A 17477-nucleotide genomic window follows, 5' to 3' on the forward strand; every position below is an offset into this window, starting at 1 on the left:
AGCCAACCTGTCGCCGATCTGTTAGCTTCGCTCTCACAGCTAGCAACGCTAGAAAAACTGATGGGGGAGCACCGCACATGACCGTCACCGCGTACACCCTGGCCGTCCTGCTCGACCTGTTCTGCGTGTTCCTCGGCTACCGGTTCTGGTTCCGGCCCGGTCCCGCGGCGGCCGGCTACGGAGTTCCGGCCGACCCGCACGGCGACGCCCGCGCCTACCTGTCGGTCAAGGGACTGAGGGACGGCACCCTCGGCCTGGTGGGCCTCGCCCTGCTCGCCTTCGCCGGTGTCCGCGCCGAGGCGTGGTTCATGCTCTGCGTGGCACTCGTGCCGTTCGTCGACACGCTGATAGTCCTGCGCGCCGGCGGGCGGAAAGCCGTCGCCTTCGGGATCCACTTCGCCACCGCGATCGTCGTACTGATCAGTGCCGGACTGCTCTTCGCGGTCTGACCGCCCCGCAGCGGGCGCCACACACAAGGGGGATGCCGCCATGTCGTTGTTCGTGCCCAGGTTCGACGAGACCGTGCTGGTCCGGGACGCCGAGGCAGAGGTCGTCGGCGGCGCGCCCGTCGCCGTCAGGCTGCTGGCCGACAGCAGCGCCAGCGGCGGCGCGCTGTCCACCGTGCGCGTCACGCTCGCCGAGGGCGCCGACGGGGCCCGACCGCACGTGCACCACGACTCGGCCGAGATGTTCTACCTGCTCGACGGCGAGGCCGAGGTGCTGTCCGGCGACGACGTCGTCACCGCCGGGCGCGGCGACCTGGTCATCGTCCCGCCGGACCGGCCCCACGCCTTCGCCGCCGCCCCCGGCAGCGCCGCGGACCTGCTCATCGTCATCACCCCGGGCGTCGAGCGCTTCGAGTACTTCCGCCACCTCCAGCGCATCCGCCTCGGCGAGGTCACCCCGGAGAGCCTGCTGGAGGTCCAGGAGCTGTACGACAACCACTTCCTGGCAAGCCCCGCCTGGGACGGCCGGCACCGGTGAGGCCGCGGCCGGGCGAAACCGTTTCACGGGTACGAGGCCGCGCCCCATAGGATTGGGGCTGGCCGTCCCGTTCCCGTCTGTCGCGCGACGCCCGGCACGCACGCTCGCCGCGTTGCCGAACCGTCCACGTGGCCCCGCCACGAGGACGCTCCGGCGCCTTGCGATCGCACGCACCAGCCGCCGCGCGACCCGCCCTTCGGGCGGACGAGGGGAACGGCACGACCAGCCCCCGGCCCAAAACCACACACACTCACCCCAGAGGATCGCTGCATGCCTGGCATCACGCGCGAGGAGGTCGCCCACCTCGCCCGGCTGGCGCGTCTGGAGCTGAAGCCCGAAGAACTCGATCACTTCGCGGGACAGCTGGACGACATCATCGGCGCGGTCGCCCGCGTCAGCGAGGTCGCCGACCAAGACGTACCGCCGACCTCCCACCCGCTGCCGCTGACGAACGTCATGCGGCCGGACGAGGTCCGTCCCTCGCTCACCCCCGAGCAGGCGCTCTCCGGCGCCCCGGCACAGGAGCAGCAGCGTTTCAAGGTGCCGCAGATCCTGGGGGAGGAGTGACCGCCATGACGGACCACAACAGCATCATCAGGCTCACCGCGGCCGAGACCGCCGCGAAGATCGCCTCCGGCGAGCTGACGGCCGTCGAGGTCACCGAGGCCCACCTCGCCCGGATCGAGGCGGTCGACGAGAAGGTGCACGCCTTCCTCCACGTCGACCGCGAGGGCGCCCTCGCCCAGGCCCGTGCCGTGGACGAGAAGCGGGAGCGCGGCGAGAAGCTCGGCCCGCTGGCCGGTGTCCCGCTGGCGCTCAAGGACATCTTCACCACCGAGGGCGTGCCCACGACCGTCGGCTCGAAGATCCTCGAGGGCTGGATCCCGCCGTACGACGCGACGCTCACCAAGCGGCTGAAGGCCGCCGACGTGGTGATCCTCGGCAAGACCAACATGGACGAGTTCGCCATGGGGTCCTCCACCGAGAACAGCGCCTACGGCCCGACCGGCAACCCCTGGGACCTCACCAAGATCCCCGGCGGCTCCGGCGGCGGCTCCTCCGCCGCGCTGGCCGCGCACATGGCGCCCCTCGCCATCGGCACCGACACCGGCGGCTCCATCCGCCAGCCGGCCGCCGTCACCGGCACGGTCGGTGTGAAGCCGACGTACGGCGCGGTCTCCCGCTACGGCATGGTCGCGTTCTCCAGCTCGCTCGACCAGGGCGGCCCCTGCGCCCGCACGGTGCTCGACGCCGCCCTGCTGCACGAGGTCATCGCCGGTCACGACCCGCTCGACTCCACCTCCATCGACGCCCCGGTCCCGCCGGTCGTCGAGGCCGCCCGCAACGGCAGCGTCCAGGGCATGCGCGTCGGCGTGGTCAAGCAGTTCCGCGGCGAGGGCTACCAGGCGGGCGTCATCCAGCGCTTCGACGAGTCCGTCGAGCTGCTGAAGGAACTGGGCGCCGAGATCGTCGAGCTGGACTGCCCGTCCTTCGACCTCGCCCTGTCGGCGTACTACCTGATCGCCCCGTCCGAGTGCTCCTCCAACCTCGCCCGCTTCGACGGCCTGCGCTACGGCCTGCGGACCGGCGACGACGGCACGCACTCCGCCGAGGAGGTCACCTCCCTCACCCGTGAGGCGGGCTTCGGCCCCGAGGTGAAGCGCCGCGTCATGCTCGGCACGTACGCCCTGTCGAGCGGTTACTACGACGCGTACTACGGCAGCGCCCAGAAGGTCCGCACGCTGATCAAGCGGGACTTCGACAGGGCCTTCGAGCAGGTCGACGTGATCGTCTCCCCGACGACCCCGACCACCGCCTTCGCGATCGGCGAGCGCGCCGACGACCCGATGGCGATGTACCTCGCGGACCTGTGCACCATCCCGACCAACCTGGCGGGCAACGCGGCCATGTCCCTGCCCTGCGGCCTCGCCCCGGAGGACAACCTCCCGGTCGGCCTGCAGATCATCGCCCCGGTGATGAAGGACGACAGGCTGTACAAGGTGGGCGCCGCCGTCGAGGCCGCCTTCGTGGAAAAGTGGGGTCACCCGCTGCTGGAGGAGGCACCGTCGCTGTGAGCGCACTGACCAAGGCCAAGGGCTTCAAGAAGTCCAGGTCCGGTACGTACCTGTCCATGGCCGCCACCGCGTTCGGCGCGGTCGGCGCCGCCAAGCAGATCAAGAAGGCCCGCGCCGAGAACGACACGCTGCGGCTCGTCGACGCCGTCGTCACCGCCGCCGGCATCGTCACCGGCCTCGCCATCCTCTACCGCGAGCTGAAGCGGCTGGGCGACGACGACGTCCTGCTGGGCTGAGAGGGAAGTTTTCACCGTGACCACCACGACCGACCTGGTGTCGTACGAGGACGCGCTGGCGTCGTACGACCCCGTCATGGGCCTTGAGGTCCATGTCGAACTCGGCACCAAGACGAAGATGTTCTGCGGCTGCTCGACGGCGCTCGGCGCCGACCCGAACAGCCAGACCTGCCCGGTCTGCCTCGGCCTGCCCGGCGCGCTCCCGGTCGTCAACGCGACCGGCGTCGAGTCCGCGATCAAGATCGGTCTCGCGCTGAACTGCGAGATCGCCGAGTGGTGCCGCTTCGCCCGGAAGAACTACTTCTATCCGGACATGCCGAAGAACTTCCAGACCTCCCAGTACGACGAGCCGATCGCCTTCAACGGCTACCTCGACGTGCAGCTGGAGGACGGCGAGGTCTTCCGCGTGGAGATCGAGCGCGCCCACATGGAGGAGGACACCGGCAAGTCGACGCACGTCGGCGGCGCCACCGGCCGCATCCACGGCGCGTCCCACTCCCTGCTGGACTACAACCGCGCCGGCATCCCGCTGATCGAGATCGTCACCAAGCCGATCGTGGGCGCCGGCGAGCGCGCCCCCGAGGTGGCGAAGGCGTACGTCCGCGAGCTGCGCGAGCTGATCCGTGCGCTCGGCGTGTCCGAGGCCCGCATGGAGATGGGCCAGATGCGCTGCGACGTGAACCTGTCGCTGATGCCCAAGGACGCCGACAAGTTCGGTACCCGCTCGGAGACGAAGAACGTCAACTCCCTGCGCTCGGTGGAGCGCGCGGCCCGCTTCGAGATCCAGCGGCACGCGGCCGTCCTCTCCGGCGGCGGCACGATCGTCCAGGAGACCCGCCACTTCCACGAGGACACCGGGTCCACGACCTCGGGCCGCGTGAAGGAGGAGGCCGAGGACTACCGGTACTTCCCGGAGCCCGACCTGGTGCCGGTCGCGCCCTCGCGCGAGTGGGTCGAGGAGATCCGCGGGGCCCTGCCCGAGCTGCCGCTGGTCCGCCGCACCCGGCTGCTGGCCGAGTGGGGCATCTCCGCCACCGACATGCAGGCGATCCTCAACGCCGGCGCGCTGGACCCGATCGTCGCCACCATCGACGCCGGTGCCGACGCGGCCTCCGCCCGCAAGTGGTGGATGGGCGAACTGGCGCGCAGCGCCAACGAGTCCGGCAAGGCGCTGGAGGAGCTGGCGATCACGCCGCAGCAGGTGGCCCGGGTCACCGAGCTGGTCGCGAAGGGCGACCTGAACGACAAGCTGGCCCGCCAGGTCATCGAGGGCGTCCTCGCGGGCGAGGGCACCCCGGACGAGGTCGTCGACAAGCGCGGTCTGAAGGTCGTCTCCGACGACTCCGCGCTCGGCACGGCCGTCGACGAGGCCATCGCCGGCAACCCGGCCATCGCGGACAAGATCCGCGGCGGCAAGGTGGCCGCGGCGGGCGCCCTGGTCGGCGCGGTCATGAAGGCCACCCGCGGCCAGGCCGACGCGGCCCGCGTCAAGGAGCTGATCCTGGAGAAGCTGGGCGTCAGCGAGGGCTGACGGCAGGCGGTGTACGGCCCCGGAGGGACGCCCTCCGGGGCCGTACGGCCAGGTGCGGGGCCCCACCGCCCGGGCGACCCCGGCAGCCCCAGCGAGTCGCGTGCCGGCCCGGCCGTGAACCCGCTCCGATCCGTCCGCCGGGCTTCGTACGGGCCGTTCGCGCCCCGCGCCCCCGGTGCCGCCCCGCACCAGGGCCTTCCGGCCGGGGACGGTACGCTCGCCCGCCATGAGTGGACGCACCGATTCCGACATCGAGCCCCCGATAACCGAGGAGCCGGAGGGGTACGTCGAGGACGCGCGGCGGGCCCGGTGGACCGCGGCCGGTACCGGAGCGCTCCTCTGTCTCGCGGGGCTCGCCGCCTCCCTGCTGCGGCTCACCGGGTCCGCACCCGCCCGCGTGCCGGCGGCCTACGCCCTCGGTGCCGCCGTCTGCGCGCTCGCGGCCCTCCTCGGCTCCAAGGGCCGTACCCGCAGGGCCCTGTGGCTGCTCATCGCCGGGACGATGGTCATGGCGCTCGGCGACCAGTTCGACTGACACCCCTTCTCCAGCCGGCCGGGCAGCCACCAGTCGGCGGCACCGAGCAGATGCATGAGGGCGGGCACGGGCAGCGTACGCGGCAAGCGCCGCCCGCGGTGCCGCGCGAGCGAGGACGGGCCCGGCCGGGTCCCGGTGCACGCACTACGGAAGGAACAACAGCACGATGTACGCGATACCGCTCGGTGACGCCGCCGAACTGCGGCCCCTGGAGGTCTGGCACGCGGAGGAACTGCTCGCCACCATCGACCGGGGCCGGGAGTTCATCGGCCGGCACGTCGGTCTGGCGGACGTGGTGTCCGACCTCGACGGGGCCCGGGGCTGGCTGAAGGCGTACGCCGACAAGCGCGCCGCCGACGCCGGCAGCCTGCACGGCATATGGCTGGACGGCACCCTCGTCGGCGGCCTGCTGTTCCGCGTCTGGGACACCCCGGGCGGGGTCTGCGAGGCCGGCTGCTGGCTGGAGCCGGCCGCGGCCGGGCGGGGGCTGGTCACGCGCGGGATGCGGGTGCTGCTCGACTGGGCCTTCGAGGAGCGCGGCATGCACCGGGTGGAGTGGCAGGTGTCCTCGGCCAACGAGCCGAGCATCAACGTGGCCCGGCGGCTCGGCATGACGCGTGAGGGCGTGCTCCGCGAGAACTACCGGCACCGGGGCGTGCGCACCAGCACCGAGATCTGGTCGGTGCTCGCGCCCGAGTGGCGTGCGGCACGCGCGCGTACCGCGCACGACGATCATTAAGGGACCTCTCAGAGAGCGTCCGTACGGTGCCAGGCATGGCAACGAAGACAGCGGAAGACGCCACGGGCGGCACTGAGGCCGGCACCGGGGCGCGCAAGGACGACGAGACGACGACGGCCGCTCCCGCGGCGCAGCAGGCCGCCGGGGAACAGACCACCGGGAACCAGGCCGCCGGTGACCCGGCCGCCGGGAACCAGGCCGTCGAGGAACCGGCCGCCGAGGAGGCCGCGGAAGCCGACGGCGGCGAGGCGGGCGATGCGACGGAAGCCGCCGGCGGCAAGGCGCCCTCCGGGGTCGGCCAGGGCGCCGGCGCCGTCGTCTCCGCGGCGCTGGGCCTGGTCTCGCTCAGCGGCGGCTGGATCGGCACCGTCGCGTCCGCGCGCGAACAGCTCGTCGGCCAGTTGCAGACGTCCTCCACCGCGAGCGTCGCCCGGCAGATCAAGGAGGTCTACGGCGACGCCTGGCACACCACCGCCCTGTGGGCCGGCCTGTTCGCGCTCGCCGCGCTGATCACCGGCGTGGTCGTGCTGGCCCGGCCCGCGTTCGGCACGCCCGGACGCCCGCAGGCCGCGTGGATCAAGTCGGTCGCCTGGGCGGGCGTCTCGCTCGGCGTCATCGGACTGCTGCTCGCCGTCCTGAAGTACTCCGACGCCCTGCTCGGCCTGCCCTCGACCGGCTGAGAGCACGCCGGGGCCCGCAGCCCAGGGGGCCTTAGGGCGCGCGTGAGCGACTCACCGCCGCCCTAAGGCCCCTTACGCGTGCGTGCGGCCCGCCCGTCGCCGCGAAGATGCGGCACTCTCCCGATGTGGCGGACCCCTCCGGGATACGAGGGTGGAGGCGTCGCGGAAAGCGGCAGACGACACCGTCCCTCCCGGAAGGACCCGCCATGTACGCCCTCGAACTGCACCGCCTGCGCTCCGACGAACTGCGTCGCACGGCCCAGGAGGACCGCCTGGCCCGCGAGGTCCTGCGGTCCCGTCGTGCCGCCCGCCGCGCCGGCGCAGCCGGCGACGGTGCCCCGGCCGCCGAGTCGCATACCGACCGCCCCCGCCGGCACCGGCTGCCACGCACCGCGTGACCCTGCCGCCCGCCGGCACGGCACCACCGGCCACCGGTACGACCATCACACAGGGGCTGTGGAAAACCGGTGCCGGGCCGTTCCGGCCCCGTGCGATGCTCGGGCCCGTGGAGAACAGGTCCGTCAGTCCCGTGTTCGTCGGCCGCGCCGACGAACTGCACACGCTGAACGACGCGCTCGCCCGTGCCGCCCGGGCCGAGCCGCAGGCGCTGCTGCTCGGCGGCGAGGCGGGCGTGGGCAAGACCCGCCTCGTGGAGGAGTTCGCCACCGCCGCCGCCCGGCACGACGCCGTCGTCGCCGTCGGCGGCTGTGTGGAGATCGGCGCGGACGGACTGCCGTTCGCCCCCTTCTCCGCGGCGCTGCGCGCCCTGCGCGACACCCTGCCCGAGGAGTTCGCCGCGGCGGCGGCCGGCCAGGAGGAGGAACTGGCCCGGCTGCTGCCCGACCTCGGCGAGGCCGGCTCCGGCCGCCCCGACGAACAGGGCACGGCCCGCCTGTTCGAGCTCACCGCCCGGCTGCTGGAGCGGATCGCCGCCGAGCACACCGTCGTCGTCGTCCTGGAGGACCTGCACTGGGCCGACGCCTCCACCCGACACCTCCTCGCCTACCTCTTCCGCACCCTGCGCGCCGGCCGCCTCCTCGTCCTGGCCACCTACCGCTCCGACGACATCCACCGCCGCCACCCGCTGCGCCCGCTGCTCGCCGAACTGGACCGGCTGCGCACCGTCCGCCGCGTCGAACTCGCCCGCTTCACCCGCGAGGAGGCCGGCCGCCAGATCGCGGGCATCCTCGCCGCCGAACCCGATCCCGCACACGTCGACGAGATCTACGCACGCTCCGACGGCAACGCCTTCTTCATCGAGGAGCTGGCCGTCGCCGCCACGGCGGGCGACTGCGCCGGCCTCAGCGACTCCCTGCGCGACCTGCTCCTGGTCCGGGTCGAAGCACTGCCCGAGCCCGCCCAGCGGGTCGCCCGGATCGTCGCCGAGGGCGGCTCCACGGTGGAGTACCGGCTGATCGCCGCCGTCGCCCGGCTCGCCGAGGACGACCTCATCGAGGCGCTGCGGGCCGCCGTCGGCGCCAACATCCTCACCGCCGCCCGCACCGGCGACGGCTACCGCTTCCGGCACTCCCTGGTCCGTGAGGCCGTCGCCGACGACCTGCTGCCCGGCGAACGCTCCCGGCTCAACCGCCGCTACGCCGAGGCCCTGGAGGCCGACCCGGCCCTGGTCCCGGCCGACGCCCGCGTGATGCGCCTGGCCAGCTACTGGTACCACGCCCACGACGCCGCGAAGGCCCTGCCCGCCGTCCTGTCCGCCGCCGTCGTCGCCCGCCGCCGGCACGCCTACACCGAGCAGCTGCGGCTGCTGGAACGGGCGATGGAGCTGTGGGACAGCGCCCCGGCGGAGGTCCGCTCCGCCCTGCGCCCGGTCGACTACGCCGAGGTCTACCCCCCGTGCGGCTGCGACCCGGCCACCACACCGCTGCGCTACCTCGACCTGCTGGTCGAGGCGGCCGTGGCGGGCCGTTTCGGCGGCGAGCGGGAACGCGCCCTGAAGATCACCAAGCGGGCCCTGCGCCTCCTGGAGGAGGAGCCGGACCCGCTGCGCGCCGCCTGGTTCTGGGTGCAGCGCTCCCGGCTGATCCAGGCCACGGCGCGCGGTGACGGCCGGCAGGAGCTGGCCGCCGCCCAGGAACTGGTGCGCGGACTGCCGCCGTCCGAGGTGCACGCGGAGGTGCTGGCGGTCGCCGCCAGCTGGTCCATGCAGCGCCGGCCGGGCCCCGAGGCCCTGGCCGCCGCCGAGCGGGCCGTGGAGTACGCCCGCATGGTCGGCGCCCGGGAGACCGAGCTGGACGCACGCCTCACCCTGGGCGGGCTGACCGCGGAGGCCGGCGAGCCGGAGGCCGGTCTGGCTCGGATGCGGCAGGTGCTGCGGGACACCCGCGCGGAGGGCATGCACCACGTCGCGGCCCGCGCCTATGTGAACCTGCCGTCCGTGCTCCAGAGCGTCGGCCGGGACCGGGAGGCCGTCCCCCTGCTGCGCGAGGGCATCGAGTTCTGCCGCGCGTACGGGATGCTGGACTCCGGGGCCTGGATGTGGGGCAACCTGTCCGAGGCGCTGTACTCGCTCGGCCGGTGGCAGGAGGCCGCCGAGGCCGCCGCGCACGCCGCCCGGGTCGGCCACGGCGCCATGCCCCGCGGCGCGGGCGGCCTGCTGCAGGCCCACCTCGCCCTCGCCCGCGGCGACCACGCCGAGGCCGGCCGGCACCTCGCCGCCGCCCGCGCCTGGTACGGCACCCACGACCCGATGCCCCAGCAGTCCCTGCCCGTGGCCGGCATCGTCCTCGGGGTCGCCGCCGCCGAGGGCCGGATCACCGACGCCCGCGCGGCACTGCTCCCGGCCCTGGACGCCGGCTTCCCGCCCGGCACCCACCGCTACGGCTGGCCGCTGCTGCTGGCCGCCGCCACCGCCGAGGCCGACGCCCGTGCCCTGCCCGCCGCCCTGCCCGGCCGCGCCGAGACCCTCGACCGCCTGTCGAAGGCCGCACGGACCCTCACCACCGGCGTCCCGCTCTGGCAGGCCTACGGCCAGTGGACCCGCGCCGAACTGCTCCGCGCCGAGGGCCGGGACACCGCCGGCACCTGGTGGCCGGTCGTCACCGCCTTCGAGTGCCTGGACCGGCCCTACGACCTCGCCCGGGTCCGCCACCGCCTCGCCGCGGCGCTGCTGGCCGAGGGCGGCGACGACGAGCGCGAGCGCGCGGTGGAACTGCTCCGGCTGGCCGGGGCGGTCGCCGGCCACCTCGGCGCGTGCCCCCTCGCCGACGCCGTGGCCCGGCTCGCCCAGCGCGCCCGCCTCACCCTGACCGGCGCGACCCGCCAGGCCCCCGCCGACCCGGCCACGGCACTCGGCCTCACCAGCCGCGAGCGGGACGTCCTGCACCTGGTCGCGGCCGGCCGCACCAACCGCCAGATAGCGGCGGAGCTGTTCATCTCCCCGAAGACCGCGAGCGTGCACGTCTCCAACATCCTCGGCAAGCTCGGCGTCTCCGGCCGGGGGGAGGCGGCGGCCGTCGCCCACCGGCTGGGGCTGTTCGCGGCCGGGACGCTCACTGCCGAAACACCGGGCTGAGACCTACGCTGGAGGAAACCGGCAGTGAGGGGGAGCCGTGTTCAACGCCTTCGAGGAACTGTTCGCACCCGGCCGCAAGCACACCCGGGACGAGCAGAACCGGCTGGAACTGACCCGCGAGGACGTGGGCGACAACGACCCCGGCCGCGGTCCCATAGACCTGACCTCCGGAAAGGCGGTGATACGCCTGCCGGACAGGGCGCCGGCCGAGCCGGAGCCCGAAGCGCCCACCGGGGACGCGTAGCCGCGCGGCTCATCCGGGCAAGGCGCGCCGCTCACCGCACCCGCAGCTCCAGCACCCGGTCGTCGCCCTTCTTCGGGGTGCCCCGGCCGTCCGTGTTGCTCGTCACCAGCCAGAGTCTGTCGCCGCCCGCCGGGACGACCGTACGCAGCCGGCCGTAGGCGCCCTTGAGGAACGCCTGCGGGGCGGCCGAGGGCGACGTGTCGTTCAGCGGGACGCGCCACAGCCGCGCGCCCTTCAGGCCCGCCATCCAGATCACGCCGTTCACGTAGGCGATGCCGCTGGGGGAGGCGTCGTCGGTGTGCCACTGGGCCACCGGGTTGTGGAAGCCGGCCTCCGAGGACCTGCCCTCGGCCCGGGGCCACCCGTAGTCGCCACCGGGCGCGATCGCGTTCAGCTCGTCCCAGGTGTCCTGCCCGAACTCCGAGGCGAACAGCCGCTGTCTGTCGTCCCAGGCCAGCCCCTGGACGTTCCGGTGGCCGTACGAGTACACGGGCGAGTCGGGGAACGGGTTGCCCGGAGCCGGTTCGCCGTCCGGGGTCAGCCGCAGGATCTTGCCGCCCAGCGACTTCCTGTCCTGCGCCAGGCCCTTCTCCCCGCTCTCGCCGGTGCCCGCGTACAGCATGCGGTCGGGACCGAACGCGATCCGGCCGCCGTTGTGGATGAACCCCTTCGGGATGCCCTTGAACACCGTGTCCGGGGCGCCCAGTTGCTCACCGGCCGGCTTCCGCTCGTCGTACAGCATGCGGACGATGCGGTTGTCCGAGGCCGAGGTGAAGTAGGCGTAGATCATGTGGTCCGAGGCGAAGTCGGGGGAGAGGGCGATGCCCAGCAGGCCGCCCTCGCCGGCCGGCGCGACCCCGGAGACCGCGCCCAGCTCGGTCGTCCGGCCGGTCTTCTCGTCGATCCGGCTGATCGTGCCCTCGTTCCGGGAGGAGACCAGCAGGCCGCCGCCGGGCAGCGGAGCCAGCCCCCACGGTGTCTTCAGGCCCTCGGCCACCGTGCGCAGCACCTCCACCGCGCCCTTGGCCGGAGGGAGCGGCGCGGCCGAGGCGGTGCCGTGCCCGGAAGCGGTGGCCCCGGAGGTCGTCGCGCCCGGGAACGGGCCCGGGACGCCACCGCCGTCGGAGGAGCAGCCGGCCACCAGCAGGAGGGCGGCCACGGCCAGCGCGGCAGGCACAGCTCTACGTCGCACGATCACGGTTCCCTTCGCCGCGGCGGTCCGGTGGCGCTCCACAGGCGGGCCCGACGGCACGCTCTCCCTGTCCAACACCGGCCATGCCCCCACGGGTTCCCGATCCCCACCGGCCGGCCGCGAAAACCTCGGTCACGTGTCCGCCGGGTGGCGGGCGGCCCGCAGATCCCGTGGTGGCCGGCTCAGTCCCACGATCCCTGGGCGGGCGGCAGCCCGGCCACCTCCGCCAGATCCCGCGCGGTCAGCCGCAGCCCGGCCGCCGCCGCGTTCTGCGCCGCCCAGCGCTCCCGCTTGGTGCCCGGCAGCGCGATCACGTGCCGGCCCTGCGCCAGCACCCAGGCCAGGGCCACCTGGGCCGGGGTCAGGTCCTCGCCGTGCCGGCGGGCTATGCGCCGCAGGCCCGCGACGATCGGCTGGTTGGCCGCCATCATCTCGGCGGTGAACCGGGGGTGCCGGGCGCGCACGTCGTCCGGCTCGAAGCCCTCGCCCGGCGTCAGCGTGCCGGTCAGGAAGCCGTTGCCCAGCGGCATCGCCGCCAGGAAGCCCACACCGCGCGCCTCGCACCACGGCAGCAGCTCCCGCACCGCCTCCGGCGACCACACCGACAGCTCCGCCTGCACCGCGGCCACCGGGAACACCTGCTGCACCCGCTGCAACTGGCGCAGCGTCGTGTCGTACAGCCCGGCCCCCGGGCGGCGCCCGCCGCGCGCGCCCACCGCGCACAGACCGAGGGCCCGCACCTTCCCGGCCCGCACCAGGTCCGCCATCGCGCCCCAGGTCTCCTCGACGGGTATCTCCGGATCGGCGCGGTGCAGCTGGTACAGGTCGATCACATCGGTCTGGAGCCGCCGCAGCGAGGCGTCGCAGGCACGCCGCACATAACCGGGCCGGCCGTTGGCCACGATGTGCTGCTCACCCACCAGCAGCCCCACCTTCGTCGACACGAAGGCGTCCCGGCGCCGCTCCTTGAGCACCCGGCCGAGCAGCAGCTCATTGGTGAACGGGCCGTACATGTCCGCGGTGTCCAGGAGGTCGCAGCCCAGGTCCAGCGCGCGGTGCACCGCTCTGACCGACTCCTCACCCCGCCGGCGCGATCCGCTGTACGCCCAGCTCATCGGCATGCATCCGAGTCCGACGGCCCCCACCGCGAGCGCCCCCGCGCCGATCGTCCTGCGCTCCACCTGCTCGTGAACCTCCCTTAGCCCGGCCCCCAACCTAACCTCTGGGCGCGGACGTGCCTGACATAGCCTCCTGGCATGAGTGCAGACGTGTGGCTTCCCATTCCGCCCGAGGAGATCGAGGGGCTGCCCGAGGGGCCCCGCTACCTGTTCTGGGACGGGGGAGAGGACGGCGAGCAGCCGTATCCCGGCGACCCGGCGCGGTGCGCCGTCTACGTGGTGCCGTACATGAAGCGGCTGTCGGTCCGGGTGGGCCCCCTGGAGCACCTGAGGAACGTACGGCTGATCCAGACGCTCACCGCCGGCGTCGACGACATCACCGGGCAGCTGTCGGTGATCCCGCCGGGCGTGCGGCTGTGCAACGCGCGCGGAGTGCACGAGACGAGCACGGCCGAGCTGGCGCTCACCCTCACCCTCGCCGCGCTGCGCGGCATCCCCGGCTTCGTCCGCGCCCAGCAACAGGAGCGCTGGGCGGGCGGTTTCCACCCCGCCCTCGCCGACAAGAACGTGCTGATCGTCGGGTACGGGGCCATCGGCGCCGCCATCGAGGACCGGCTCGTGCCCTTCGAGGTCGCGCGGGTGGCGCGCGTTGCGCGCTCCGGTCGCACAACCGCGCGCGGTCCTGTGCATCCGATCGCCGATGTGCTTCCACTGCTTCCACACGCGGATGTCGTGATCCTCTGCACCCCGCTCACGGACGAGACCAGGGGGCTCGTCGACGCAGGCTTCCTCGCCCGGATGAAGGACGGCGCGCTGCTCGTCAACGTCGCGCGCGGGCCCGTGGTGGACACCAAGGCGCTGCTCACCGAGCTGGAGCGGGGCCGGATCACCGCCGCCCTGGACGTCACCGACCCCGAACCGCTGCCCCCCGGCCACCCCTTGTGGCAGGCGCCCGGAGTGCTGATCAGCCCGCATGTCGGCGGGCCCTCCTCGGCCTTCCTGCCCCGCGCCGGGAGGCTGCTCGCCGACCAGTTGACCCGGTTCGTGAACCGGCAGCCCCTGCGGAACGTGATCCTGACGACCGGACCCGGAACCAGGGGAGCAAACGGGCGCTAGGCCGCTTCCGGCACCCTCCGCAACCTTTCGGACGCGGTCCGTACCCGTACTCCCGGTGATCGTCACGGAGCGTAGAGAGGCTATGTCCCTGAGTGACGATACTGGTGTATCGTCCCCGACAGGGGCAGCGCCGACTGACCACTCGGCGCCGGGGATGGACTTTTCAGATTCGTGAGGGGGGCGACGGGCGATGCACGGCCTATGGACGAACGATCCGACGCGGCGGAACCGCCGACGGCGACCCTGGGGCAGGCGCGGACACCACACCAGCCACCACAGCCACAACGAGCGCAGCCACAGCGGTCGTCGCAGGCATGCGCACCCCGCGCACCGGGACCGCCGGGACACGGGAGCGGCGCTCACCGGGAGGCCCCGGTGAGCGCCCCGCCGTCCGTGACGACCACCCTCGACGGAGCGGCGCGCGCACCGCACCCGCACGAGGCACCGCCGCCCCGCCGGCCGCGCATCGGCGGCAACACCCGGCTGATGGAGCAGCTCGTCCTCGCCCTGATCTGCGCGGCCTACGCCGTCGGAGCCGCGTGCGACTGGGGCGCGAGCCAACTCGCGCTGGTCATGGGCGACTTCGGCCTGAGCGCGGCGGCGGGCACCGCCGCCGTCTCCTGCTTCCTCTACGCCCGCAGCCGGCGCGTGCGCTTCCGCTCGGCCTGGCTGCTGTTCGCCCTCTCCTCGCTCATGGCCGCGCTGGGCAACGCGATCTGGGGCTGGTACGAGGTCGTGCTGGACCGGCCCGTGCCCAGCCCCAGCTACGCCGACCTGTTCTTCCTCTGCTTCGCACCGCCCGCCATCGTCGGCCTGCTGGTCCTCGCCAAGCGGCCCGTGACGAGGGCGGGCTGGATCTGCCTGGGACTGGACGCCTGGCTGATCGGCGGCTCGCTGCTCACCCTCTCCTGGAGCCTCGCCCTCGCCCAGGCGGCCCGGATCGAAGGCTCCAGCGTGGCGCACGCCGCGCTGTCCCTGGCGTACCCGCTGCTCGACATCGCGCTCGTCAGCATGGTCCTCGCCCTGCACTTCCGCCGCGCCCCGGGCAACCGCACGGCGGTGAACACCGCGATCGGCGCGCTCGCGCTGACCGTGATGTGCGACGCCCTGTTCACCTCGCCGCTGCTGCACAGCAGCTACCGCTCCGGGCAACTGCTGGACGCGGGCTGGTTCGCCGGCTCGCTGCTGCTCGCCTACGCGCCCTGGGCCGCGCCCCGGCGCCGGCGCGCGCGGGAGGCACGCCCGGCGGACGGGCACACGCGCGTGGTCCACGAGCACCGGCCGGGACGGCTGAGCACGGGCCGGCAGCCGCCCCTGTCCGCGCCGGGCGGCGAGCACCCGCGGTACCCGTCGGGCCGGCCGCTCACCGGCTCGCTCGCCGCCCTCACCCCGTACCTCGCCGCCGCGGTGTGCACCCTGGGCATCCTGTACAACGTCCTCAACGGCCGCAGGCCCGACCACGTGGTGCTGATCACCGCGGGTGCCGTGGTGCTGGCGCTCGTCATCCGGCAGGGCATCATGCTGCTGGACAACATCACCCTGACCCAGGAACTGGCGCAGAAGGAGAACCACTTCCGCTCCCTGGTGCAGGGCTCCAGCGACGTCATCATGATCGCCGCGCCCAACGGCATCCTGCGGTACGTCTCCCCAGCCGCCGCCGGGGTGTACGGCAGATCCGCCGAGGAGCTGGTGGGCACCGAGCTGGCCGGGCTCATCCACCCGGAGGACCTCGGCTGCGTGGTGCACGAGGTGCGCCGTTTCCTCGCCGCGAGCCCGCTGGAGGAGCCCACCACGCGCATCGAGTGCCGGTTCCGCTCCGGCGACGGCGGCTGGCTCAACGTCGAGTCGACCGTCAACCGGCACCACGGGGGACTGATCTTCAACAGCCGGGACGTGACCGAGAGGGTGCGGTTGCAGGCCCAGTTGCAGCACAACGCCGAGCACGACCCGCTGACCGACCTGCCCAACCGGGCGCTGTTCACCAAGCGCGTGCAGCAGGCCCTGTCCGGCCGCCGGGCCACCGACCGGGGCGCCGCGCTGCGGGGCACGGCGGTGCTCTTCATCGACCTGGACGGCTTCAAGGCCGTCAACGACACGATCGGGCACCAGGCCGGCGACGAACTGCTCATCCAGGCCGCCCGCAGACTCCAGGACGCGGTCCGGCAGGGGGACACCGCGTCCCGGCTGGGCGGCGACGAGTTCGCGGCCCTGATCGTCGGGGACGGCACCCGGGACCGGGCCGCCCGCGAGCGGAACATCCTGGAGCTCGCCGACCGTCTCAGGCTGACCCTCTCCCACCCGTACGCCATCGACGGCAACGACGTCAGGGTCAACGCCTCCATCGGCGTCGCCTTCGCCGAACCGGGCCTCGGCGCGGGCGAGCTGCTGCGCAATGCCGACCTGGCGATGTACCGCGCGAAGTCGGCCGGGAAGGGCCGGGTCGAGCTGTACAAGCCGCAGATGCAGCAGGACGTCGTCCGCAAGGCGGAGCTGGCCACACGGCTGCGCGCCGCGCTGCACGACGGCGAGTTCACCCTGCTGCACCAGCCCGTGGTGTGCCTGCAGAACGGCCGGATCACGGCGGTCTCCGCACAGGCGCGCTGGCGCTCCTCGCAGGGGGTGCTGTTCACGCCGGCCGAGTTCCTGCGGGTGACCGAGGACGGCGACAAGACCGCCGAGCTGGACCGCTGGATCCTGCGGGAGGCCGTGGAGCAGGCGGCCGAGCGGGCCGCGACCGGGACCGTCGTCCCCGTGGCGGTCCGGACGAGCGCCCGGCGGCTGCTGGACCGCTCGATGCCGCTGGGCTCGGTGGAGGGGCTGCTGACCCGGCACGGGCTGCCGCCCGGGGCCCTGGTCATCGAGCTGTCCGAGACCGACCCCCGCGTCCCCCTGGACGAGCTGGAGCGGCGGCTGACCGCGCTGAGCCGGCTCGGGGTGCGGATCGCGCTGGACGGCTTCGGCAGCGGCTACGCGGCCATCACGGCGCTCAGAAGGCTGCCCGTGGACATCCTCAAGCTCGACCGCGGCCTGGTCGAGGGCGTGGTCGAGTCGGCGCGGCTGCACAAGATCACCAGTGGTCTGCTGCGGATCGCCGGCGATCTCGGGCTCCAGTCGGTCGCCGAGGGCGTGGACCTGCCCGAGCAGGTGGTCGCGTTGCGGGCGATGGGGTGCACCCATGGGCAGGGCATGGCGTTCGCCGGCCCGCTGGACGAGTACCGGCTGCGCCGGGCGCTCGGATCCGGCCACTACCCGGTGCCGCACGCCCCGGCCGAACCCGCGTTCGCGGGCAGCGCCAGGGAGCCGGAGAGGGTGTACACAGGGGGTGTCCCGGCCGTCTTCGGAGGCGGCAGTGCCCTCCGCTCACATTCTGAGACTCCCGTCCCACCCACTTGACACGCGGTGCGTGCCGGGGGGAGGGTCAGTTCCATGCGCACCCGAATTCTCGTACTTGGACAGCGCGTCGGCTGAGCTGGGACCCACCGGAGGACGATCCGG

Annotated in this window: 16 protein-coding genes; 14 read left to right on the plus strand and 2 right to left on the minus strand. The window is 73.6% G+C overall.

The features are described from left to right. The first annotated feature begins 77 nt into the window (after positions 1–77). From AB0947_RS31890 to AB0947_RS31945, 12 genes are all read left to right on the plus strand, one after another. A complete protein-coding gene (locus AB0947_RS31890) occupies positions 78–449 on the plus strand; it encodes a DUF4267 domain-containing protein (RefSeq protein ID WP_366753830.1) in 372 nt (123 codons plus the stop codon). 40 nt (positions 450–489) lie between these two features. Further along, complete coding sequence (locus AB0947_RS31895) at positions 490–984, plus strand: cupin domain-containing protein (protein WP_366753831.1); 495 nt, start codon at positions 490–492, stop codon at positions 982–984. 270 nt (positions 985–1254) lie between these two features. Next, the gene (gene gatC / locus AB0947_RS31900; protein WP_004925108.1) at positions 1255–1551 is read left to right on the plus strand and encodes an Asp-tRNA(Asn)/Glu-tRNA(Gln) amidotransferase subunit GatC; all 297 of its coding nucleotides are present in this window, start codon (positions 1255–1257) and stop codon (positions 1549–1551) included. Between the two features lie 5 nt (positions 1552–1556). Then, on the plus strand, positions 1557–3059 hold the full coding sequence (gene gatA / locus AB0947_RS31905) for an Asp-tRNA(Asn)/Glu-tRNA(Gln) amidotransferase subunit GatA (protein WP_366753832.1): 1503 nt from the start codon (positions 1557–1559) through the stop codon (positions 3057–3059). Next, entirely contained in the window at positions 3056–3295 is a 240-nt protein-coding gene (locus tag AB0947_RS31910; RefSeq protein ID WP_030346630.1) for a hypothetical protein, read from the plus strand. The genes gatA and AB0947_RS31910 overlap by 4 nt, the downstream gene beginning before the upstream one ends. 16 nt (positions 3296–3311) lie before the next feature. Beyond that, positions 3312–4826: an Asp-tRNA(Asn)/Glu-tRNA(Gln) amidotransferase subunit GatB gene (gene gatB, locus AB0947_RS31915; protein WP_366753833.1), complete on the plus strand. Its 1515-nt coding sequence runs from the start codon at positions 3312–3314 to the stop codon at positions 4824–4826. Between the two features lie 226 nt (positions 4827–5052). After that, positions 5053–5361 carry a hypothetical protein gene (locus tag AB0947_RS31920; protein ID WP_366753834.1) on the plus strand — a complete coding sequence of 103 codons (309 nt, stop codon included), beginning with the start codon at positions 5053–5055 and terminating at the stop codon, positions 5359–5361. Between the two features lie 166 nt (positions 5362–5527). After that, positions 5528–6100, plus strand: coding sequence for a GNAT family protein (locus AB0947_RS31925; protein WP_366753835.1), 573 nt, complete (start codon positions 5528–5530; stop codon positions 6098–6100). A gap of 35 nt (positions 6101–6135) precedes the next feature. After that, positions 6136–6780, plus strand: coding sequence for a hypothetical protein (locus tag AB0947_RS31930; protein WP_366753836.1), 645 nt, complete (start codon positions 6136–6138; stop codon positions 6778–6780). A 206-nt stretch (positions 6781–6986) separates the two neighbouring features. Further along, positions 6987–7178 carry a hypothetical protein gene (locus AB0947_RS31935; RefSeq protein WP_366753837.1) on the plus strand — a complete coding sequence of 64 codons (192 nt, stop codon included), beginning with the start codon at positions 6987–6989 and terminating at the stop codon, positions 7176–7178. A gap of 95 nt (positions 7179–7273) precedes the next feature. Then, positions 7274–10312 carry an AAA family ATPase gene (locus AB0947_RS31940; protein WP_366753880.1) on the plus strand — a complete coding sequence of 1013 codons (3039 nt, stop codon included), beginning with the start codon at positions 7274–7276 and terminating at the stop codon, positions 10310–10312. Positions 10313–10349: 37 nt separating this feature from the next. Continuing rightward, entirely contained in the window at positions 10350–10556 is a 207-nt protein-coding gene (locus AB0947_RS31945; protein ID WP_366753838.1) for a DUF6191 domain-containing protein, read from the plus strand. A 31-nt stretch (positions 10557–10587) separates the two neighbouring features. On the opposite strand, the gene AB0947_RS31950 is transcribed toward AB0947_RS31945, so the two are convergent. Then, positions 10588–11754, minus strand: a complete 1167-nt coding sequence (locus tag AB0947_RS31950) for a PQQ-dependent sugar dehydrogenase (protein ID WP_366753839.1) — start codon at positions 11752–11754, stop codon at positions 10588–10590. 176 nt (positions 11755–11930) lie between these two features. After that, positions 11931–12929, minus strand: a complete 999-nt coding sequence (locus AB0947_RS31955) for an aldo/keto reductase (protein ID WP_366753840.1) — start codon at positions 12927–12929, stop codon at positions 11931–11933. Positions 12930–13004: 75 nt separating this feature from the next. On the opposite strand from AB0947_RS31955, the gene AB0947_RS31960 reads away from it, so the two are divergent. Both AB0947_RS31960 and AB0947_RS31965 read left to right on the plus strand, forming a co-directional pair. Continuing rightward, positions 13005–13982: a 2-hydroxyacid dehydrogenase gene (locus AB0947_RS31960; RefSeq protein ID WP_366753841.1), complete on the plus strand. Its 978-nt coding sequence runs from the start codon at positions 13005–13007 to the stop codon at positions 13980–13982. A gap of 375 nt (positions 13983–14357) precedes the next feature. Beyond that, on the plus strand, positions 14358–17375 hold the full coding sequence (locus AB0947_RS31965) for an EAL domain-containing protein (protein ID WP_366753842.1): 3018 nt from the start codon (positions 14358–14360) through the stop codon (positions 17373–17375). Positions 17376–17477 lie beyond the last annotated feature (102 nt).

This window comes from Streptomyces sp. NPDC047841 (genome assembly GCF_040704085.1).
Lineage (GTDB): Bacteria > Actinomycetota > Actinomycetes > Streptomycetales > Streptomycetaceae > Streptomyces > Streptomyces argyrophylli.